17 protein-coding genes and 1 pseudogene are annotated in these 22943 nt (G+C 39.3%); 15 read left to right on the forward strand and 3 right to left on the reverse strand.

What is annotated here, in order from left to right; all coding sequences use genetic code 11:
* The first annotated feature begins 67 nt into the window (after positions 1-67).
* The 4 genes and pseudogenes from GQR38_RS02110 (at position 68) to GQR38_RS02125 (ending at position 5161) form a co-directional block, all read left to right on the forward strand.
* On the forward strand, positions 68-1417 hold the full coding sequence (locus tag GQR38_RS02110; protein ID WP_010555175.1) for a Fic family protein: 1350 nt from the start codon (positions 68-70) through the stop codon (positions 1415-1417).
* A gap of 27 nt (positions 1418-1444) precedes the next feature.
* Positions 1445-2218: pseudogene (locus GQR38_RS02115) on the forward strand (hypothetical protein).
* Between the two features lie 187 nt (positions 2219-2405).
* Complete coding sequence (locus GQR38_RS02120; protein WP_165721286.1) at positions 2406-2903, forward strand: (2Fe-2S)-binding protein; 498 nt, start codon at positions 2406-2408, stop codon at positions 2901-2903.
* On the forward strand, positions 2900-5161 hold the full coding sequence (locus GQR38_RS02125) for a molybdopterin cofactor-binding domain-containing protein (protein WP_165721287.1): 2262 nt from the start codon (positions 2900-2902) through the stop codon (positions 5159-5161). Before GQR38_RS02120 ends, GQR38_RS02125 begins: the two co-directional genes overlap by 4 nt.
* Positions 5162-5229: 68 nt before the next feature.
* On the opposite strand, the gene GQR38_RS02130 is transcribed toward GQR38_RS02125, so the two are convergent.
* Positions 5230-5427: a CsbD family protein gene (locus GQR38_RS02130; protein ID WP_007581220.1), complete on the reverse strand. Its 198-nt coding sequence runs from the start codon at positions 5425-5427 to the stop codon at positions 5230-5232.
* A gap of 280 nt (positions 5428-5707) precedes the next feature.
* Here GQR38_RS02130 and GQR38_RS02135 point away from each other — a divergent pair, with 280 nt between their 5' ends.
* From GQR38_RS02135 to GQR38_RS02155, 5 genes are all read left to right on the forward strand, one after another.
* A complete protein-coding gene (locus GQR38_RS02135) occupies positions 5708-6121 on the forward strand; it encodes a group II truncated hemoglobin (protein ID WP_165721288.1) in 414 nt (137 codons plus the stop codon).
* An 83-nt stretch (positions 6122-6204) separates the two neighbouring features.
* Positions 6205-8631, forward strand: a complete 2427-nt coding sequence (hrpB, locus tag GQR38_RS02140) for an ATP-dependent helicase HrpB (RefSeq protein ID WP_165721289.1) — start codon at positions 6205-6207, stop codon at positions 8629-8631.
* 96 nt (positions 8632-8727) lie between these two features.
* Positions 8728-9192: a nuclear transport factor 2 family protein gene (locus tag GQR38_RS02145; protein ID WP_165721290.1), complete on the forward strand. Its 465-nt coding sequence runs from the start codon at positions 8728-8730 to the stop codon at positions 9190-9192.
* Between the two features lie 15 nt (positions 9193-9207).
* Complete coding sequence (locus GQR38_RS02150) at positions 9208-9552, forward strand: DUF6694 family lipoprotein (RefSeq protein WP_165721291.1); 345 nt, start codon at positions 9208-9210, stop codon at positions 9550-9552.
* 397 nt (positions 9553-9949) lie between these two features.
* Positions 9950-11515: a diguanylate cyclase gene (locus GQR38_RS02155; RefSeq protein ID WP_240917384.1), complete on the forward strand. Its 1566-nt coding sequence runs from the start codon at positions 9950-9952 to the stop codon at positions 11513-11515.
* A 49-nt stretch (positions 11516-11564) separates the two neighbouring features.
* Here the strand turns inward: GQR38_RS02155 and GQR38_RS02160 are convergent, their stop codons facing one another.
* On the reverse strand, positions 11565-11780 hold the full coding sequence (locus GQR38_RS02160; RefSeq protein ID WP_002958138.1) for a hypothetical protein: 216 nt from the start codon (positions 11778-11780) through the stop codon (positions 11565-11567).
* Between the two features lie 170 nt (positions 11781-11950).
* On the opposite strand from GQR38_RS02160, the gene GQR38_RS02165 reads away from it, so the two are divergent.
* From GQR38_RS02165 to GQR38_RS02180, 4 genes are all read left to right on the forward strand, one after another.
* Positions 11951-13858, forward strand: a complete 1908-nt coding sequence (locus tag GQR38_RS02165) for a DUF1800 domain-containing protein (protein WP_165721292.1) — start codon at positions 11951-11953, stop codon at positions 13856-13858.
* Between the two features lie 9 nt (positions 13859-13867).
* Positions 13868-15208: a DUF1501 domain-containing protein gene (locus GQR38_RS02170; protein WP_165721293.1), complete on the forward strand. Its 1341-nt coding sequence runs from the start codon at positions 13868-13870 to the stop codon at positions 15206-15208.
* 108 nt (positions 15209-15316) lie between these two features.
* Positions 15317-16030 carry a DUF1499 domain-containing protein gene (locus GQR38_RS02175; protein WP_010555166.1) on the forward strand — a complete coding sequence of 238 codons (714 nt, stop codon included), beginning with the start codon at positions 15317-15319 and terminating at the stop codon, positions 16028-16030.
* A gap of 143 nt (positions 16031-16173) precedes the next feature.
* Positions 16174-17220: an NAD(P)-dependent alcohol dehydrogenase gene (locus GQR38_RS02180; protein WP_007581239.1), complete on the forward strand. Its 1047-nt coding sequence runs from the start codon at positions 16174-16176 to the stop codon at positions 17218-17220.
* A gap of 342 nt (positions 17221-17562) precedes the next feature.
* Here the strand turns inward: GQR38_RS02180 and GQR38_RS02185 are convergent, their stop codons facing one another.
* Complete coding sequence (locus GQR38_RS02185; protein WP_165721294.1) at positions 17563-18768, reverse strand: MFS transporter; 1206 nt, start codon at positions 18766-18768, stop codon at positions 17563-17565.
* A 360-nt stretch (positions 18769-19128) separates the two neighbouring features.
* Between GQR38_RS02185 and GQR38_RS02190 the strand changes: the two genes are divergently transcribed.
* Together GQR38_RS02190 and GQR38_RS02195 are read left to right on the forward strand one after the other, a co-directional pair.
* Positions 19129-20427, forward strand: coding sequence for a PAS domain-containing methyl-accepting chemotaxis protein (locus tag GQR38_RS02190; protein ID WP_165721295.1), 1299 nt, complete (start codon positions 19129-19131; stop codon positions 20425-20427).
* A gap of 154 nt (positions 20428-20581) precedes the next feature.
* Positions 20582-22747: a TonB-dependent receptor gene (locus GQR38_RS02195; protein ID WP_165721296.1), complete on the forward strand. Its 2166-nt coding sequence runs from the start codon at positions 20582-20584 to the stop codon at positions 22745-22747.
* Positions 22748-22943 lie beyond the last annotated feature (196 nt).

Raw genomic sequence — 22943 nt, forward strand, 5'->3', positions numbered from 1 at the left:
TTTACGTTGACGAGTTTTTAATTATAAGTAAACTCATTATATAAAAATTAAGTTTAGGTGTTTTACTATGGCAAGAATTAGAGTTCCCAAACCATTAAACGAGTTACTATCTATTACACCTTCTGATGAGTTTATTCCACTTTTAGGGCAGTTTGGTCCTACAAATTCAGAAGGGAAATATCTCCACTGGGATAAATTTATATGGCGTATACCTAAAGATATATCAGAACAAGCTGCTTGGGTAGCTACGAAGCTGTCAAGGAAAACTATATCAAAAAAAATATCATTAGTTGCAGAAAAAAATAAACAATTCACTTACTGTATTCCAGATTCACTTCATGCATTACTTCATCAGATCGATAAATTATCTGGTGGTGGGCATGCAATTGGTGATGGTTCATTTATTACTACAAAAGAAAAAGATAGGTACCTGGTTAAGAGCTTAATGATGGAAGAAGCAATAACATCTTCTCAACTCGAAGGCGCATCTACAACGAGGAAAATAGCGAAAGAAATGCTTGAAACAAAAAGGCAACCTATCGATAAATCTGAACAAATGATTTTCAATAATTACCTTTTGATGAAAAAAGCACTAGAGAGAAAAGATGAAGCTCTTTCTATAGAGCTAATACTAGAGCTTCATGCAATTGCTACATATAAAGCTATTGATAATGATGCGATTTCAGGAGCTTTAAGAGAAGACAATGATATAGCAGTTTCAAACCTCTACAATGAATTAGCGCATACACCTCCATGCTTCTCTTCTTTAAAGGAAAGGTTATTATCTTTATGTGATTTTGCAAATGAAAAGCATGATGGGGCTAATAGCGACACGTTTATACATCCATTAGTTAAAGCGATTATTTTACATTTCATGATCGGTTACATTCATCCTTTTGGGGATGGGAATGGAAGAACTGCCAGAGCTATTTTTTATTGGTATATGCTCAGTTCTGGTTATTGGTTATTTGAATATGTGTCAATTAGTAAGCTAATCCAAGAAAAGAGAAGTGATTATGATGCAGCATTTGTTTACACAGAAACAGACGAATTTGACTTAACTTACTTTATTTATCATCAAGTTGATGTTGTCATGAAAGCGGTTAATTCATTAAATACTCACATAGAATCTAAAAAAAGTGAATTTTATCAATTCATGGAGTGGATCGAAAAAAGCCCTCTATCAAAGAACTTCAAGCGAGGTCAATTAGAGTTGCTCAAAGAAGCTGTAAAGCATCCAGGTAAAATATTTACTACTAAACAGGTTTCCATAGAATTTGATATTAATGAGAACACAGCAAGAACATATTTAAATGGATTAGTTGATGCAGATCTTTTAATTGCTACGAAAAGTAAAAAAAGCAAAGCTATTAGATATTTATCTCCTGCAGGGTTAAGAGAAAAACTAAAAATATAATTAGTTTCGTTATATTAGAACCTTTAAATGAAGATCAGGTTCAACTTTGAAGGGCATTACCACATAGTATTGTGGTTATGCCTACTTTTTACATCTAGCACATTTGCTCTTGAGCAAAAATATCACGAGTTCGTTTTACCTGTTATTGCAGCCTTTGCAGATCACGATAAACCTGTAATTGCTGCACTTATTCGTTACCCGCTAAAACGACGATATCCGATACCTGACATTAAAGATGAGGCTGAGCTTATTAACCGCTTTGATGAAGTATTTAATGATGAGCTAGTGGCAGTTATTGCCAGTTCAAACATTGATACTGATTGGGATAAAGTAGGTTGGCGCGGCATTATGCTAAATAACGGCGTTATGTGGGTCGATACTGACGGTAAAATTATTGCAATAAATACACAAAATGCCAAAGAGGAGGCACTTGCTAAAAGCTTAATCGAACAAGGTAAGCAATCCTTGCACGCAAGTATTAATACTTTTGAAAAACCAGTACTTGATTGGAAAACGGCTAACTACCATATTCGTGTTGATGATTTAGGCGAGCATAATTATCGGTATGTATCGTGAGGTATTAATAAAAAACCAAGCGACAAGCCTGATATGGTTTTACTAAATGGCGATATTACATTTGAGGGTAGCGGCGGGAATCATCACTATACGTTTAAAAATGGTCGCTATAGTTATGTGCTACAAGTAACTATTATTGGCTGCGATACATCACCACCAGGTTGGCTTGAAGTTTATAAAGACGATGAGCGATTACTATTTGAAAATGTTATAAGCACTCATTAATGTATGTTTTAGTATGCTTGATAATGTAGAACTGTTTTTAACAGTAAAACGTTCTAATAATTAGTATTTTTATAAAACAGATCTAAGTGGTAGGCTTAAAGTAGTAAGTATAAAATAGTAAGCAATTAAAAATAGTTCTCGCGCAACAAGGAACCCTCCTGTAAAGCGCTTTGCCAAGGAGTTTAGTATGATCACGCTTACCATTAATGGTAATAAACATGAGTTTTCTGGCGATCCGTCAACGCCAGTATTATGGTATCTCCGAGACGAATTGAATTTAACCGGCCCTAAATTTGGCTGTGGTATGGCTCAGTGCGGTGCGTGTACTGTGCATATTGATGGGGTAGCTCAGCGCTCGTGTGTATTACCTGTAGCGGCAGTAGCGGGTCTTTCAATTACAACAATTGAAGGGTTAAGCGAGCAGGGCGACCATCCAGTACAACAAGCATGGGTTGAGCATAAAGTACCGCAGTGTGGTTTTTGCCAGTGCGGCCAAATGATGCAAGCTGCAAGCTTATTAGCTGCCAATCCAAACCCTACCGATGATGAAATAGTAAGTAATATGTCGGGAAATATTTGCCGTTGTGGTACATACCCGCGCATTCATAAAGCAATTAAATCAGCCGCTAAAACAATGGCGAGTGTTCAGTATTTTGACCCAAATGAACAAGGGGAAGAAGTATGAACCAAGATAATAAATATTTTGATTTAAACCGCCGTAAGTTTTTAAAAACTAGCGCAATAGGTGCATTGGTACTTGGTACTTATTTTGTAGGCAGTGCGCCAAGAGCGATTGCGGGTGTGTTAGAGCAGCCATCTGAGCTGGCAAAACGCGCAAACTTATTTATTGCACTGCGCCCAGACGGCATGGTTGAAATAACGTGCCATCGCTCTGAAATGGGTCAGCAAATTCGCACCGCGATTGCACAAATAGTTGCCGATGAAATGGAAGCCGCGTGGGATAAGGTTATTGTTATTCAGGGTAAGGGCGACCCTAAATACGGCGATCAAAATACCGATGGCTCGCGCAGTATTCGCTACAACATGCAGCGCCTGCGTGAAATGGGCGCAAGTGTACGTTACATGATGCAGCATGCTGCCGCTAAGTTTTGGAAAGTTGATCCACGAACCTGTACTGCTAATCAACACGTTGTTACACACAGCTCAGGTAAATCGCTTACTTATAAAGATTTAATCGACTTAGCGCTTACAATAACGCCACCAGAAGCTGACAAACTAACGCTTAAAACACGCAAAGAATGGCGTTATATTAATACCGGCATGGCGCACATAGATTTAGCCGATTTAGTAACAGGTAAAGCTATATTTGCAGCCGATGTACGCGAACCACAAGCGCTGGTGGCTATAATTGAACGCCCGCCGGTAGTAGGCGGTGTTGTTAAGTCGTTTGATGCCAGTGCTACAAAAGCGATAAACGGCGTTATAGATGTTATTGAAATACCTGCACCAAAAGGCGCACCGCAGTTTCAGCCAAAAGGTGGCATTGCGATTATAGCTAAAAACACATGGGCTGCATGGCAAGGGCGTAAAGCATTAAAAGTCGTGTGGGATGATGGCAAAAATGGCGATTACAATTCAGAAGAATTTAAAAAGTCATTATTACAAACAGTACAAACTCCACAGGCAAACATACGTGATAAAGGCGATGCCATGGGCGTGTTGGCTAAATCGAGCAATAAATTGGTAGCTGATTATTACGCACCGCATCTTGCTCAAGCACCAATGGAGCCGCCTTGTGCAACAGCTATGTACAACAAAGACAGTGTTGATATATGGGCTGCTACGCAAAATCCACAAGCCGATATGAAAACAGTGGCGGCAATGCTTGGCATGGATGAGAGCAAAATTAATGTTCACGTTACCATGTTAGGAGGCGGTTTTGGGCGTAAGTCAAAACCTGACTTTTCAGCAGAAGCAGCTTACCTTTCAATGAAAGTAGGCAAACCTATTCGTGTGCAATGGACGCGTGAAGACGACATACAACATGGTTTTTACCATGCGGTTTCGGCTCAGCACATTGAAGCATCGCTAGATAAAAATGGCGCTATAGAATCTTATTTACACCGCACCGCGTTTTCACCGATCACCTCTACCTTTTCAGAAGGGGCGACTACGCCAGGAAGCTTTGAACTGCGCTTAGGATTTACCGATAACCCTATTAACACACCTAATATGAAGTTAGAAAACGGTGATGCGCCTGCTAAAGCACGAATTGGTTGGATGCGTTCTGTATCAAATATTTTTCATGCCTTTGCTATTCAGTCATTTATTGGTGAAGCAGCGCACAAAGCCGGTCGCGACCAAAAAGACTATTTACTAGACACTATAGGTCCGAGTCGTATTGTTGATGTAACAGAGCAAAATGCTACATACGATAATTACGGTGGCGATAAAGCGGTTTATCCTCTAGATATTGGCAGACTGCGCCATGTTATTGAAAAAGTAGCTGACATGAGTAAATGGGGGCGAGAGCTTCCTAAAGGTCGAGGTTTAGGCATAGCAGCACACAGAAGCTTTTTAACTTATGTAGCTACGGTAGTTGAAGTAGAAGTGTCGGATGCTGGCGATTTAAAAGTAATTAAGTCGTGGGTTGCCATTGATGCGGGTACGGTTGTAAACACCGACACCGTTAAAAACCAAACCCAAGGTGGCTCTATTTACGGTATTACAACTGCAATCAGCGATGGTATTACCTTTGATAAAGGGCGCGTACAGCAAAGTAATTTTCATGATTATCGCGTACCGCGTATGAGCGACGCACCTCTTGAGATTGACGTTGAAATTGTACAAAGCGATGCACCACCAGCAGGGGTAGGCGAGCCGTCTACACCAGTTTATGCGCCAGCATTATGTAATGCTATTTTTGCAGCGTGCGGAAAGCGTATTAGGCAGTTACCGATTGGTAACCAATTAAAAGCGTAGCTAAATAACCTACAGCTTAAACAAAAAAACCGCCAAATGGCGGTTTTTTTAAAAGCGGTTAACGCGGTTTAACGACCTTTTTCAAACTCATCAACTTCACGCTCTGCTTCTTCTTTAGATTTACCGTATTGCTGCTGAATTTTACCAACTAGCTCTGTACGGCTACCTTCAATTTTATCTAAATCGTCGTTGGTAAGATCGCCCCATTTTTGTTGAGCCTTACCTTTAAGTTCTTTCCAATTACCTTCGATACGATCGCTGTTCATAAGTTTATCCTTACTTTAGGTTAGTGAATTAACTGTCAGTTATAAAGTAGCAAGCCTTGTACCAAGGAATAATAATGGTTTTATTGTTTTTATTATCAGTTGGTTATATTTTTATGTTGAGCGATTTTGTTTTTAATATTGCGCTATTTATTAAAAAATATACATAGCAGCCTGTAATTATTGCTGACATAAGTTACGCCGCTTTGATGTAACTCATTCTTAAATTTTTGTTTTAAGCTAATATGCAGGTATTAAACAAAGTAGTTAACCTGAGTGAGTTATGAATACAAAAACGTGTGAATACGGAGTGGGTGACTGCTCATACAAAATGGCAGGTGAGTTAGCAGGTATTACACAATTGGTGAATGCGTTTTACGATAATATGGACGCTTTAAAAGAGGCTGAGCATATAAGGAGTATGCATTCAAAAGACTTATCGGCATCACGTAAAAAGCTCGCTTATTTTTTGTCGGGCTGGTTAGGTGGTCCTAAATTATACGCTGAACATTTTGGCAGTATTAACATTCCTCAAGCGCATAAACATTTACATGTAGGAATTGAGCAAAGTGATGCATGGCTTTTGTGCATGCAAAAAGCGGTTGATGAGCAACCTTATGAAGCACCATTTAAAATTTACTTAATGCAGCAATTACGAGTGCCTGCAGAGCGAATTAGATTAGTATCGGGTAGTTAATAGCAATTATTAATAAACATCAACCGCAGCTAGGCTTTGGTTTTTTGTTACAATGCCTGCAAAGCAATTTAGGGTAAATAGCTGTGCTGCCTGTTCAAGACATATATCAACAACTCGTTACTACATTACAAAGTAATCCTATTACGTTATTACAAGCGCCGCCTGGTGCGGGTAAATCTACGTGGTTGCCGCTGCAACTAATGCGCGATGGGCATTTTAAACGTATTGTAATGCTAGAGCCTCGCCGTTTAGCTGCTCGTAATATTGCCAGCTACCTAGCAAAGTGCCAAAACGAGAGTGTTGGGCAAAGTGTGGGCTTGCGGATTAGGGGCGAGAGTAAAGTAAGCGCTAATACGCTTCTTGAAATAGTTACCGAAGGCATGCTAACGCGCATGCTGCAAAACGATCCCGAATTAAGCGATATTGATTTACTGATATTTGATGAATTTCATGAGCGTTCAATTGCAGCCGATACCTCACTTGCCTTTGCGCTCGAGACCCAAAGTGCGCTGCGTGAAGATTTAACCATTATGCTTATGTCGGCAACTCTTGATACTGAGCGTTATACAGCGTTTTTTGACTGCCCTGTAATTCAATCAAGCGGTCGCAGCTACCCAATAGACGAAGTATACATACCCATAAAAGATGAAAGCCGTTGGCTTGATGCAATTCCTACCATAATAAAACAAGCACTTAATGAGCAAACAGGCAGTGCGTTGGTATTTTTACCTGGGCAATTTGAGATACTACGCGTGCAGCAAGCACTTAGCGATTTACCCAGTAACTGCCAAGTTGCAACGTTATTTGGCGAGCAAGATAAAACCAATCAGCAAGCTGCTATTGCTCCTGCACCAAACGGCATGCGCAAAGTAGTGCTTACCACCAATGTAGCCGAAACCAGTTTAACTATTGAAGGCATACGCATTGTAATTGACAGCGGCAAGCGCCGTGCAGCTACCTTTAATTTAAAAACAGGGGTTACTGAGCTCACAACACAAAGTATATCGCGCTCGTCTGCTGTGCAACGTGCAGGGCGTGCAGGGCGAATAGAGCCGGGCATTGTTTATCGAATTGGCTCAAAGCAAACCTTTGAGCGACGTAATAGCCACGACAATCCCGAAATACTCACATCAGACATAAGCCAACTTATGCTTGAGGCAAAGCAGTGGGGAGCCAGTATTGATGAGCTAACCTTGCTCGATAAGCCCACTGAGCAACAATGCGAGCAAGCAAGTAACCTGCTCAACATGCTTGAAGCTATTGATAGCAAAGGTAAGCTCACACCGCTTGGCAGTAAAATGTTAGGTTTTGGTGCTGATATTCGTTTGGCGCATATGCTATTAAAAGCACAAATACTTGATGACCAACTCCCTGGTATTTTTAGGCTCGCTATTTATTTAGTGGCATTACTTGAGAGCCGAGTAAACAGTGCAAACGAGTTGAGTTTAGCGTTGCATAGCCAACAGCAACGTCCGCATCCGGTATTTAAACAGCAGTTAAAATATTGGCAAAGCCGCTTAAAAGTAAAAGACGAAAACAGCGAATTAAATACGCATTATATTAGTTTGCTAGTGGCATTGGCGTACCCAGATCGCATCGCTAAAAAACGCGGTAATGGTTACCTACTTGCCAATGGTGCAGGTGCTGAGTTAAATGCCGATTACTGGCACAACGACGATTACTTAGCTATAGCAACCATGGGCGGGCACAAAGGAGGGCGTATATTTGCAGCCACCGCGCTTAACCCATTTGAGTTACAAGAATTTTTACCGCATTTATTTAGTGAACTTACTCGCTGTGAGTTTGACGAAAAATCAGCACGTTTTATTCATCAAGATGAAGTAAAGCTCGGGGCTATAACGCTCAGCAGCCAGCCTAGTAAACAAAAACTAGATAAGAGCGAGCGCGCTAAAGCGTGGCTAAACTTATTTGCTAAACACGGTTTTGCATTATTTAACGAGCAACCTGATGCGCAGCAATTGCTGATACGTATGAGTCTAGCAAGTAAGTTATTACCCGATAAATTTCCAAAAACAAATGAGCAACAACTCATTCAAAATGCAGCGCAGTGGCTAAGCGTGTTTTTAGAAGATATTAAAACGCTCACGCAGCTTAAAAAGTTTAACTACTTTGAAGCATTACAAAACTGTTTTGATTGGCAACAACAAACCGCGTTAAAAGCACTGTTACCACTGCGCTTAACGGTGCCAAGTGGCTCAAATATAAAAATAGAATACCAGCTTGATGGCCCCGCAAAGCTAAGCGTGCGTATGCAAGAAGTTTACGGCTTGACCAGTACGCCTATGCTTGCCAACGGTAAACTGCCACTGCTTATGGAGTTGTTATCGCCAGGTAAACGCTCACTGCAACTTACTCAAGATTTAGCACACTTTTGGGCTAGCAGTTACCGCGATGTGCAAAAGGAAATGAAAGGTCGTTACCCTAAGCATTTTTGGCCAGACGACCCTGCCAACAGCGTTGCAACGAATAGAGTTAAGAGCAAAATGTAGATGTTAGTTACTTAAAGTTATTTGTTTTATTATTGAGCGTATTAATATAGTGTACCTATAAATGAATCAATATTTTTAACTACAGGGAAGTAAGTGATGAAGCTACTTTTAACGTTAGGCTTGGCCTTAGTAACTGCTTTTTCGGCTTATGCTGAAAAGCCACTCGACTTAAATGCGTTTGCGCAGCAGTACTATAAAACAATGACCGCCACACAAGCACCTAACGCAGGTGCTAAAGAGCTTGAGGCTTACCTTGCATTGTTAACCGATGATATTGGCAATCAGCATATTCCGTATCAACCGGATGACTCACGTACTCCAGATGGTAAAAAGCAGATGCGCAAAGGTATGAGTTTTTACTTAGGTGCGCACACATTGTTTGAAAGCACACTGCTTAATACATTTGTATTTAACGATACAGGCTTTGCTATTCGTTATAAGAGTCATGCAAAGGGCATTCACCCGCAAAGTAAGCAGCCAATAGAATACACCTCCACAATGATGGAAGTAATAGAAGTTGAAAACGGTAAAGTGGCGATGATCCGCAAGTATCACGAATAACAAATAAGGATATATATGAAACATTTACTTATCGCACTATCAATATTAATGCTTAGTGCATGCGCTAGTACAAAAAGTGATTTTAGATTTGATGGCTCTACACCAGAGACAACTCAAATGGGAGTTAATAAAATTTTAAAAGCATTAAAGCCTCAAGATTCCATGCGTTTTTTAGGCGCTTTAATCGCAATTCAATTTTCTGACGTGCAAAGCTTAGACGATATTATGGGCGACCCGACCATGATGGGGGAAATGAATTATTTTATTATTGGCAAAAAAATAGATGGTTTAAATTATTACGAAGTACTGGAGCTTGCGAGTTCGTCTCCATCAAAAGTTGAATTTTCTGTAGTGGAATAATTTCAGCTTTTTGTACTACTTTAAATGTGTAATACCAATCCGCAATAATACTTAATCATTTTGCGGGGCTAAACGTGTCGCTACCTGCGTTAAAAAATTCTCATTTAGAACAACTAAATAGCGAATTTTTTGCCTAGCTATCAACACGTTTTTCCGCCCTCAAAATAGACCACTTAATTAAGCGAATTGGTATAATTTTATGTCTATATTAAATATATTATTGAAAGGGCTAAAGTTTTAACGCTATAAAATTTAATAGTAAACTTTGTTTATTCCTGCTCATGAATTTATACTACGCTTTAGTAAGAAGCTAATTATTTATTATTTAGTTACAGGGAGTCTAAAATATAAAAATGTAAGCTACTTTGACTTAATTTTACACGATTAGATAGAGACTATGACATTAAGATTTTTTGTAATAATAGGTACTTTGATTTTAATGTGCTTTGTAACAAGTTTATTAGTAGGGTACCGCTATTTCTTTAGCCTGCCGACCATAAACACTAGTATTGAAGATTATCAAAATCGTGAATTATTAAGTCTTAAAATTGCGCTTGATAGAGAGTTTATATTTTTAGAAACACTCAATTATGACTACGCCGTATGGGACGATACCTATAATTACATGGCTGATTTTGACGTAGAATATGTAGATTCAAACTTTGTAGGTGACACCTTCTACTCTCTCAAAATTGATGGTGTGTTTATTTACGATATAAACTTTAATATGGTTTACGGGCAAGCGTATAATTATATTAAACATACTGAGTTTGATGCGCCTGATTTAGATTTACAGGTTAATAAATTAAACCGCGCAATTATTCCTAATTCAAAAGCCTCTGAAGACGACAACAGTTTAAGCCATTCTGGTTTTTTGCAAACAGCGGACGGCCCTGTCATGTTTGCATCGCATGTAATAAAGCGAACAGATAAAACAGGTGAGCCTGTTGGTAGTATTGTTTTTATAAAAAAAGTAAGACCGTCGTTGATCAAGTCCTTAGCTGAGATTGCACAAGTGGAGCTTAGCTACTTACAAATAGAACAGGCTAGTTCTTTAAACGATATTGCGACGCTTAAAGGGAGCCTCCAAGGAGAGGACATTGCCACTCAAAGGAAAAGGGTGATTCTAGATATAAACGGTAATCCACTTCTTGCTTTGAACATTAAGCACCACCATCAAACACTGCCAGTTTTATTTGATCACTATTTAAAACTTATTTTGTTAATGTTTTTTGTAATGTCACTTTTGAGTTTCTATATTGTAAATCGTTACTTTATTGAACCACTTATTAACGGTGCGTCCGCTATCAATTCAATGTTGGTTAAAAACGATTTACAGCCTCTGAGATTCAGTAATAAATTTTTAGAAATGCGCGTTTTAATTAGCGGGTTTAATGCATTAATTAAACAAGTTAAAGATCAAAATTTTAAGCTTGAAAAAATAAGTAAAATTGATGGGTTAACCCAAATTTACAACAGGCGTGCCTTTGACGAAATTATTGTGGCGCAATGGGAACAGGCTCAACAGCAAAAAAATGCCTTTGGAATAATATTACTTGATGTAGACCATTTCAAAAATTATAACGATTTTTATGGTCACCAAGGCGGAGACAACGTTTTACAAGCTCTTGCCCAAAAGCTAAAGCAAGTAGCTAAGCAAAACACAGGTACAGTGGCGCGCTATGGCGGCGAAGAGTTCATATTATTCTTTAAACAGCTTTCTTATGAAGAGTTTGTAGATATATCTCAGCAATTGCTTTTGGCGGTTAGGGAATTAAATCTACCTCATGAAGCGTCGCCTGTACGTGAATATTTAACAATTAGTGCTGGGTGTGTATTTGCTACAAAAGAAACCTTAAGTAGTAATAATGTGTCTATGCAATCACTAATTAAAGAAGCTGACATAATGCTTTACGAAGCGAAAAACTCAGGTAGAGATAAAACATCAATCAAATCTATATAATTCAAGTGAATTATTAAAGATGCATCAGCTGTTTTTTATTATAAAACGCTTAAACCTCTTTCCCGCCATGGCTCTGTGCTAGGTCGTCAAGTTCGGCGCAAGTGTAATCAAAACCACTTTCGTCGTATTCGTATGTCACTTTTACACTATCGCCGCCATTAAAAAGTCGTGTTTTTACATCGTTAACCGGCCAGTCTTTCAGCTCGTGTAAAAACCGGTTAGCAACTTGTGAAGATTCAAAACAATAGCGAATTTCTGTTTTCATAAATAATAAAGCTCTGGCTGTTTACCCCTGCAGCTAGTGCATTATTAATGGGGCGTTCATGATTCGGTTACAAAAAATAAAGAGTTAAATTGTAAATTTTGTGTTTCAATAAATGCATCAAACTCGGTACACACTAACGTACTTTAATTAACAAATGATGACGACTTTACATGCATTATAAATTTGCTCTGATCGCAAGCACTGTTTTTATACTAAGCGCTTGCGGTGGTTCAGGCTCAGATGATACGCCAACCGTTAACGGAAATAAAATCCCCATTTTGTCAGTCGCTGATATTCCTAGTGAATTAAGTAAGGGCCAAACAATTGAGCTAACAGCAACAGCCAGTGATAAAGACGGCACTATTACATCGGTTGTATGGCAACAAACGCAAGGGCCTGAACTAATTAGCGGGCCTTTAGAGGCAGTAACCACCTCAGTAACACTGCTAAATGCGCAAAGTTATAAGCCTGTTAATTACGCTTTTTCGGTCACAGCAACCGACAATGAAGGAGCAAGCAGTGTAAAAACGCTGAGCTTTATAGCGCGCAATAATATGGATGAGATTAGCGCCGCACGGTTACTACACCAAGCAACAATGGGGCCTAAGCTTAGTGAAATACAAAACGCACAAGGTTTAAGCGAGCAGCAATGGCTTGATAAACAAATAGCGCTACCTATTAATTATCACCGTGATTATTTAGTAAAGCTAAATGACGATGACGACTTTAAATACATAAGCCGCATAGATGCATGGTGGAAAGCAGTAATGCAAAGTGACGATCAACTTCGTCAACGTGTTGCGTTTGCGTTAAGTGAAATATTAGTGGTGTCGGATGAAAATAGTGCCTTAAGAGGCCAACCTGAGGGCATGATCACTTATTACGATTTGCTACTCAAACATGCCTTTGGTAATTATCGTGACTTACTCGAAGATGTGACGCTTTCGCCTATTATGGGGACTTACTTAAGCCATTTGGGTAACGAAAAAGCAGACGATGCACTTAATATTCGCCCAGACGAAAATTACGCACGTGAAGTAATGCAGTTATTTACTATTGGCCTTGAAGAGCTAAACCTGGATGGCAGCGCCAAGCTTGATGCACAAGGTAATACCATTGCCACTTACGGACAGGTAGAAATAGAGGGTTTTGCACGCGTATTTACAGGTTGGACGTTTGCCGATAGTGAAACATTTAAGCGCAAAAGTCGTGATTATATTAAGCCAATGGAAGCATTTGACGAGTACCATTCTAGTAAACAAAAAACCTTACTAAATGGCGAGGTTATACCACAAGGTTATGCAGCAGAAGAGTCATTGCAAATAGCGCTCGATAATTTATTTAATCATCAAAATGTTGCGCCATTTATTACTAAGCAACTTATTCAGCGATTAATTACGTCAAACCCAACACCCCAATACGTTGAGCGAGTAGCTAATGTATTTATTGATAACGGTGCTGGTGTACGCGGCGATTTAGCGGCTGTAGTAAAGGCTATTTACTTAGATGATGAAGCTCGGCATTTTGGCTCAGTGCTTAATTACCAAGGTAAAATTAAAGAGCCTATTTTAAAAACTGTACAGTTTTGGCGAAATCTCGATGCTAAATCTTTGGCTGGTTACTATAAAACATGGAATTTAATAAATAACTACGGGCAAGGGCCCATGCAGTCGGCTTCGGTATTTAACTTTTTTAGGCCTGATTATCAAACCGCAGCTTTACGAAATGAAGGTATTGTTGCGCCAGAATTACAAATAGCAAACGATGCAACACTGATTGGCACCATGAACGCGCTTTACGCAAGTTTAGTGTGGAGTACCGCAGAAGCGCACAGTGATTTAAATTCAAATGGTATTTATGTTTATGTTCAAGACGACATGAATGTTTTAGAGAAAAACGGTGTTAGCGCGCTATTAACTCAGTACAACACGCTATATTTTGCAGGCGCAATGAGCAGTGACACACGCCAAGCATTATTTGATTTAGATGCCTATTTTAATGAAGAGCAATACCGTGAACGGGTTTCGTATTTATTATATATGATTGCTATTTCACCTGAATTTAACGTGCAGTATTAGGAGCGCATAATGAGCATTAATAGAAGAGAGTTTTTGTCGTTATGTGTAAAAGGCAGCGTATCGGCCGCCGCGTTAACAAGCCTGCAATTACAAGCGTTAACTGGAGCGACTAATGCTGTTGAGCTAGGTGATTACAAAGCATTAGTGTGTGTTTATTTATACGGAGGGAATGATTCGTTAAATATGCTAGTTCCGCTTGAAGGCGAGCAACGTAGTGTTTACGAGCAAAGTAGGCAGAACCTAGCGGTAGAGAGCCCACTTGAGTTAAGTATTAAAAGCCAGTTTGCCGGTGGAGTCGGTATTCATCCCTCACTTGAACCTATACAAAGTGTATTTGAATCTCAAAATTTAGCATTTATAGGCGGGGTAGGTACTTTACTCGCTCCCACGACATTGAGTGACTATAAAAATAAAACAGTAGGCTTGCCTAAGCATTTGTTTTCGCATAACGATCAGCAGGCTGCGTGGATGTATGGTAGAGAAAAACAATCACTTAACAGTGGGTGGGGCGCACGACTTTTAGAACGTTTAGAGTTACAAGATGAGTTTGCAGCTAATGTATCACTCGACGGTACTAACCTATGGCAAACGGGAAGTGCTAGCAATGCATTTGCGCTTAACAAAAGTGGCATTAGTAGTATTAACGCGTTTGGAGGGTATCAACCTCGTAGCGAGCACGTAACTTCTATTATGAACCGCTTACTAGGCAATACGAGCCATCCGTTAAGTACAGCTTATGCCAATGGCTTAACAAGTGCGATAAATAACACTCAAGCAATGAACAGCGCGTTAGAAAGCGCGCCTGCACTTATTACCCCATTTAGCGATAATAGCCTTAGTGAGCAATTTGCAGCAGTAGCTAAAACAATTAGCGTACAGGCAAAATTGAGCACTCAGCGCCAAGTGTTTTTTGTTTCTATGGGGGGGTATGATACGCACGATAACCAATTAACAACGCACCCTGCTTTATTAAATACGTTAGCTCAAGGGTTAAGTGAATTTGATAGCGCGATGAAAGAGCTTGATATGGCTGATAAAGTGACTGCGTTTACTATGTCTGATTTTGGTCGCACGTTGACCTCAAATGGCGATGGTACTGACCATGGTTGGGCAGGAAACCAAATAGTAATGGGCGGCGCAGTAAAAGGCGGCAATATATATGGCGAGCTACTAACGCAACATTTGGATGGCCCACAAGATACCGGTGGCGGGCGTTTAATTCCAAGTGTTGCAAATGAGCAGTACTTTGCCACATTGGCTCAGTGGTTTGGTGTGCCAAGCTCTGAGCTTGTTGATATTTTTCCAAACTTGAGTAACTTTGATCACACAACATTGGACTTTTTTGTGTAATTAGTCGCTAATAGTAATCTAAAAGCACTTGTTAGTAGTATAAGCTACTGGTTAATAGTGCTTATCTGTTTTAATAATAAAAATCACACACAATATAGGAATCATAAAATGAAAGTTTTAGTGAGCTTAGTTAGTTTAATCGCTTTTTTACTCGTCATACTGCCAGGGCCTTTGTATAAATTTGGTATTGTAGAATTAGGTGTTGCGTTTACGGGGTTTAAATTTGGCGTTTATGCTGGTGGCGCTGCATTGGTGCTACTTATAGTACAAGCGTTATTTATGCGTAAAACGTTAACGCTAAGCAGTGGTGTTATTGCACTTGTATTTTCGGTTGTGGCTATTGCTATGCCACTTAATATGATGAACAAGGCTGAAGGTGTACCGGCAATTCATGACATTTCAACTGATTTAGTTAATCCACCAAAATTTGTAGCAATTGCACCACTACGTGCAAATGCATCTAACCCAGTAGAATACGCGGGTGAAGAAACGGCAGTACAGCAACGCAAAGCATACCCGGAGCTGGTAACGTTAAGCTTTGCACAATCTAAAGCCGATTTAATGACAGCAAGCGAACAAGCAGTTAAAAATCTTGGCTTTGCATTGGTAAGTGCAAATACGGCTACAGGTATTGTGGAAGCTACCGATACAACAACGTGGTTTGGTTTTAAAGACGATGTGGTAATTCGTATTAAAGATGAAGGCAGCCAACGTTTTGTTGATATTCGTAGTAAGTCGCGAGTAGGGCGTAGTGATTTAGGAAAAAATGCAGAGCGCATTCATTCAATTATTAATGAATTAAACAGCTTACTTGCAAAATAACTAAATTTAGCGCCCTAGTACTAATGATTGAGCCCAAACACTGTTTGGGCTTTTTTTGTGCCTATTTTATATTGTCAGGTTCTATTCACAGGCTATGTACTATGCTGTTGATGATTTAAATTTTTAACCACTATGGAGTTATTATGAAGACAGTAGGATATGCAGCAAAAAGCCAAGGTTCTGAATTGACAGAATTTTCTTTTGAGCGTCGCGATTTACGAAATAACGATGTAGAAATTGAAATTTTATATTGTGGTGTGTGCCATTCAGATTTACACGCCGTACGAAATGATTGGGGTGGCAGTGACTACCCATTGGTACCTGGGCACGAAATTGTTGGTAAAGTTATGTCGGTAGGTAGCGACGTTAAAAAATACAAGCAAGGCGACACGGTTGCTGTTGGTTGTATGGTTGATTCGTGCCAAAGCTGCGATCAATGTGATAACGATGAAGAGCAATTTTGCCGCGAAGGTATGATTGGTACTTATGCAGGCAAAGACCGCATTAGTGGTGAAATGACCCAAGGTGGGTATTCTAAACATGTTGTTGTACGCGAAGAATTCGTACTTTCCGTGCCAGAAAATTTAGACCTTTCTCGCGTAGCACCGCTACTTTGTGCAGGTATTACTACTTACTCGCCACTTCATAAATGGGGCGTAAAAAAAGGTAGCCGTGTTGGTGTTGTTGGTCTAGGCGGACTTGGCCATATGGCCGTTAAAAATGCAGTTGCAATGGGCGCAAGCGTTACGGTAATTGGCCGTAGTGAGTCTAAAAAAGATGATGCGGTTAAATTGGGTGCTCAGCACTACTTAGTGTCATCTAATGATGACGAAATGAAAGACTCGCAATCTGCCTTTGACGTCATTATAGATACGGTCCCTGTAAAACATGATTTATCTATTTACACACCACTACTTGATGTAGATGGTACTTTAGTTATTGTAGGCCAAGTTGGTCCTGTAGATGAGCTAAGCACGGTGCCACTGTTAATGGGTCGCCGTCGTATTGCAGGCTCACTTATTGGTGGTATTGCACAGACGCAACAAATGCTCGACTTTTGTGGTGAAAATAACGTGCTACCTGAGTGCGAAATGATCAACATTGACGAAATTAACACTGCATACGAGCGTATGGAAAAGTCTGACGTACGATACCGCTTTGTTATTGATATGGCATCGTTAAACGCTTAATTTACTAAGGCTTGTTTATCTTTCGAGGTTGAATTTGCAGCAGACTGTTTGGTATTTAGGCAAGGCAGAGCCTATGTAGTGTGGTTATTCCCCGTAAGTAGGCGATAACGCAGCATAAATGCCAAACATGCGCTGCCCTTTGGGTTCTTTCTAGGGGCAATTTACTCTTTGTTGCTCGGTTTTTACTTAGCCCACTAGGTTACAAACCTCACGCCGCGATTAAATCGCCCCTAGATTGAACAAATTTTAATCCTGAAAGGTCAACAGGCCCTAGGTAAATTAAAAATAAAAGAGCCGCTAATTAGCGGCTCTTTTTGTATTTTAAATTAATCTGAACTCAAGTTAATTAGTAGCTTGCGCTGTTGGTTGCTGTTTATTTAGTTGTAAGTAACTTAGTAGCCACATACCCAAACCACCTAAAAATAATGCAGCTGCTACGTAACCTGTTTGATTAGGTGCAGCACCCTGTGCTATTGCAATTCCACCGACCCAAGGGCCTATAGCATTGGCAGTATTAAATGCGCACTGTACTAAGGCACCAATCATAGCGTGGCCTTCGGGTGCAACGTCCATTAAAAGCGTTTGAATCAGCGTAGCCAAGCCCACACTGCAACCAATAAAGAAGATCACTGCGTAAAGAGCCCAAATATTATGGCTTGCCGTTACATAAACAAAGGCAAATACAATGGTACATACAAGCGCAAGGCCAGTCGTTTTAATTGCTGATTTATCGGCAGCTTTACCCAGTACATAGTTACCGAGCGTACAACCAATACCAAACATTACCATTGCGATAGAAATAGTATACGGGGCTGTTTTTGTTACCACTAAGATGGTGTCGGCAATGTAAGTATAAATACAAAACACCCCGCCAAAGCCAATAATTACAATACCCAAAATAGACCAAACCAGTTTGTTTTTAAGTACGCCAAACTCGTTTAGTAAGTTAGAAGGCTTAGCGTTATCTATATTTGGAACTACTTTGTAAACAAAAATAAAAGCAATAAATGCAAGCACTGCAGCGCCGGCTAAACAGTACCGCCAACTAAGGTTTTGACCCACAAGTGTTACAACAGGCACACCAACAATAGTGGCCACAGTTAAACCCATAAACACCTTAGACATAAAGCTAGTACGCTTACCTTTTGGGGCAATATCCGATGCTAATAAAATAGCCGCGCCAAAATATGCACCATGAGGTAAACCACTTAAAAATCTAAATATTACAAGCTGCTCAAGCGACGTTGCCATCGCGCTTAATCCGTTTGAGACAAACATTAAGCTTATAAATATGAGCAATGCTTTGCGCTTTCTCATATTAGCAGTGGTAAGCATTAAAATAGGGGCACCCACTACAACACCAATGGCGTAAGCACTAATTGCATAGCCACTTTGTGATGGCGTTGAGCCAAATGTTTCGCTAATTAGTGGCAGCATAGGCATCATCGAAAACTCAGATAATCCTAAAATAAATGTGCCTAGCGCTAATACGAGTAAAATAGCGGTTCTGTTAAGTTGACTAGATGCCGACGTTACATCTGATGCCATAGATGATCCCTTAAGGTTTAATTTTAAAAATGAAACTGCACAATAGATCTAGAATAGGACATATTATGTGTATGCTTAAATTTTGGTGTAAGAGGGTAGTCTGTGAGGGCGCTATTTTAAGTTAAAAAAAGTACAGAGTCATGCATAAATTAGTGGTTTTATTAGGTTTTTAAAATGTTAATTAGAAGAAAATACTACTTAACATTTATAAAATAAAAAAACTATTTATAAAGCATATATATATAAGATATTAAATATTAGCCGAAAGGTTATTTAAAGCTTATATTTACAGTACAGCTACATATTGATATCACATTAATTTGCTAATTTTTGTACTAATTTACTCCTTAAGGTTTTTATATGTTTGGTATTTCTAAAAGAAACGCAAAAATTGAAGAAATGGAGCTTCAATTAATTCAAAAACAATCTATTTTATCGGCAATTAATAAGCACGTTGCTTATATAGAGTTTACACCTGATGGAATAATATTAGACGCAAACCAGTTGTTTTTAAAAACGATTGGGTATAGCAAAGAGAAAATAATTGGTAAGCATCATCGTATGTTTTGCGAACCTGAATATGCAAAGTCAAACGAATATAGTCAATTTTGGCAAGCATTAAAAACAGGGAATTCTAAAGCAGGCTCGTTTTTAAGGTACAAAGCTAATGGCGATAAGCTTTGGCTTGAGGCAACTTACTTTCCTGTAGAAGAGCGCGGCGTAGTCACCAAAGTTATTAAAATAGCCTCTGATATTACGACCAGTTACATACAAAGAAAAGCGCAAGAAGCTATTGCAAATGCACTCGACAAAGCCTTGGCTACAATAGAGTTTACCCCAGAGGGTAATATTTTAAAGGCGAACCAAAACTTTTTAGCAACAATAGGTTATAGCTTAAAAGACATTGTAGGCAAGCATCATAAAATGTTTTGTACTAAATTGTTTTATGAGAAAAACCCACGCTTTTGGAGTGAATTAGCGCAGGGGCAGTTTAAGTCAGGAAAATTCAAACGTATTGCCGCCGACGGTTCAGAAATTTGGTTAGAAGCAACTTATAATCCAATTTTAGATAGCAAAGGTAATGTAATTAAAATAATTAAGTTTGCATCAAATATTACCGATCGAATTAATAATAACAGTGCAGTGACAGAAGCCGCTGCAATAGCACATGAATCGGCGGTAGCTACTGCTACAACCGCTAAAAAAGGCTCTGAAATACTACAAAGCTCTATAGCGAACTCCGACGCCATTGTAAGCCAAGTACTTAAATCGGTAGATTTAATAAAAAATCTTAATGAACAGTCTGCGGTCATAGGTTCCATTGTTTCGACAATTAGCAGCATTGCGGATCAAACTAATTTACTGGCACTTAATGCCGCAATAGAAGCAGCGCGTGCTGGTGATTATGGTCGAGGTTTTGCTGTAGTAGCTGATGAAGTAAGGCAGCTTGCAGCCAGTACGAGTCGATCTACTAATGAAATAGCAAGTGTTGTTAAAAATAACCAAGAGCTCACTAATGATATATCAAAGCAAATAACGTCAGTTTCAGACTCATCAAAACAAGGAAGAGAGCTTATTGCTAATGTGTCTGAGGTCATTAAAGAGATTGAACGTGGAGCCGATATTGTTTCTCAAACGGTAGCTAAGTTAAATACTTAGTTAATTGCATGTTCCTATGTTTAAAGCTGCCTTCTTATGTGCTCAAACACACCTAACAACATTTTAAATTGATAAAGTGCGACAATATGTCGCGCTTTTGCTTTTGCAACTCACACTATAATTACGCCAATTATTACAGTGGCATAAATTAACAATGGTTTATAAAAGCAAAACTCAAAAAACATATTTACTAACTCCTGTCGCACTTTTTATTAGCGGTGTGCTATCTCCTTTTGCATTTGCCGACGATACGCCTTTAGAAGTGATTGAAGTACACGGACATGCTCAAAATAAGCATTTAGCACTTGGTTCGTCAGAATCGTTATTAAGTGATTTAGGTGTCGATTTTTCAGCAGCGGGCGGCGTATCTAACTTACCTATTTTAAATGGTTTAATGGGCGACAGAATTAAAGTGTTAGTTGATGGTGCAGATGTAACCGCTGCATGTGCTAATCATATGAACCCGCCACTTTCGTATATCTCGGCTAATCAAATTACGTCTTACAATGTGGTTGCAGGCGTGTCGCCAGTAAGCGCGGGCGGCGATAATATTGCCGGTGTAATAAGCGTTAATTCTATTTCACCACAGTATAGCGATAGCAATGAATTAGGTTGGCACTCAGGTTATGTGTCAGCAAAGTACAGTAGCGTTGATAACGGACGTAAACTTGGCGTTGGTGCACGTTTAGCAAGTGACACGTTTAGCCTTAATTATCAGGGTTCGTTTAGTGACGCAGATAGTTATGAAGACGGTAACGGCGATGTAGTATTAGATACATTGTATCGAGCACAAAATCATAGTTTAACCGCAGCTATGCGCGATGATAAGCAGCAATTAGTTATAAAGCTAACGCATCAAAAAATCCCGTATCAGGGATTTGCAAATCAGTATATGGATATGACCGATAACACCAGCTACGGTGCAATAGCTCAATACAAACGCTCCTTTGAAAACAGCGAGCTTGAAGGGCAAGTTAACTGGCATAGCGTAAAGCACGAAATGGGTTTTTTCAGTGAAGAAAAAACAGGCATGATGCGAATGAAAACCGATGCACAAGATATAAGTACGCAGCTTAAATGGCGTATCGCGCTTGATAAAAACAGCAGTATTTTACTCGGTCAAGAATATTACAATTACAGTATTGATGATTGGTGGCCAGGTATTGAAGGCTCAACCATGATGGGACCAGACGATTACGTAAATGTAAATAACGGTAAACGAGAGCGCATAGCGGCATTCGCAGAATTTGAGAGCCAAGTAAATACAAAGTTATGGTTAAACGCAGGCGTACGTATTGAAAGTATTAATACCCACGTTGGAGAGGTTCAATCTTACAACGATGGTATGAGCATGACGGATATGGACGATATGAGCGACATGGGTAGTATGAAAAGTATGACCATGAGCGATACGTCTACAGATAATACCATCGCTGCACAGAATTTTAATGCTGGCGACAGAGATAAAACCGACACTATAGTTGATGCTAACTTATTAATTAACTACCAAATAACAAATTATGATGAGCTGCAATTTGGTCTTGCCCGTAAAAACCGAGCGCCTAATTTATACGAGCGATACAGTTGGGGTGTAAGCACCATGGCAACCACCATGATTGGTTGGTATGGTGATGGTAATGGTTATATTGGTAACCCTGATTTAGACGTTGAAACAGCGCATACAATAAGTGCTACTTATATTAAGCAGGCTAAAGATGATGGTTGGCGGTTAAGCACCAATGTGTGGTATACAGATGTGAGTGACTATATTGATGCTGATATTGTAAGAAGCTTCAATAGTTATGACTTGGACAACACTGCGCGTAACATTTTTCAGTTTACTAATGTAGATGCTATTTTGTATGGTGCAAAAATAGATTTAACAGCCAACATTTATGAATCTAAGCAATTAGGTAATTGGCAGTTACACGCTAATGTTACTAATACGAGAGGTAAGCGCGACGATACTAACCAGCCGCTTTATCAAATTAAACCACTGCAAACCCAGCTAGGTATTAGCCAGCAAATAGGTCGATTTGAAAACGCGTTATCTTGGCAGTGGGTCGATACTAAAAGCCGTGTAGATAATAATCGTTTTGAAAACCAAACAGACAGCTACAGCCTGGTTAATTTAAGCTCTAAAGCCACATGGGATTCATTAACGCTAAGTACTGAAGTGAGTAACGTGTTTGATGAGTACTACCAACTTCCGCTAGGTGGTGTAAGTATTGCGGCACTTAAACAAGATAGCAGCAACGGGTTTGAACAACTTGCAGGGCAGGGGCGTTCATTTAATTTAAGCGTTAGTTACGCGTTTTAATTAACCTCACATTCAAATTAAAAATAAAGCAAAAGCCATAACCACGTTATGGTTTTTTTTTGCGCTTTAATAACTAATAACTAATATGTAAGCCGTAAACTTATTTTTATGAAATATTTGTATGCAAAAAGCGTTCTATTAAGCACGCTTGTACTAATTTTACAGCGTTATTTTAAGGCAATGCAGTAAAAAGCAG

The sequence above is a fragment of the Pseudoalteromonas sp. c7(2019) genome, assembly GCF_011378625.1.
GTDB classification, from domain to species: Bacteria; Pseudomonadota; Gammaproteobacteria; order Enterobacterales; family Alteromonadaceae; genus Pseudoalteromonas; species Pseudoalteromonas arctica.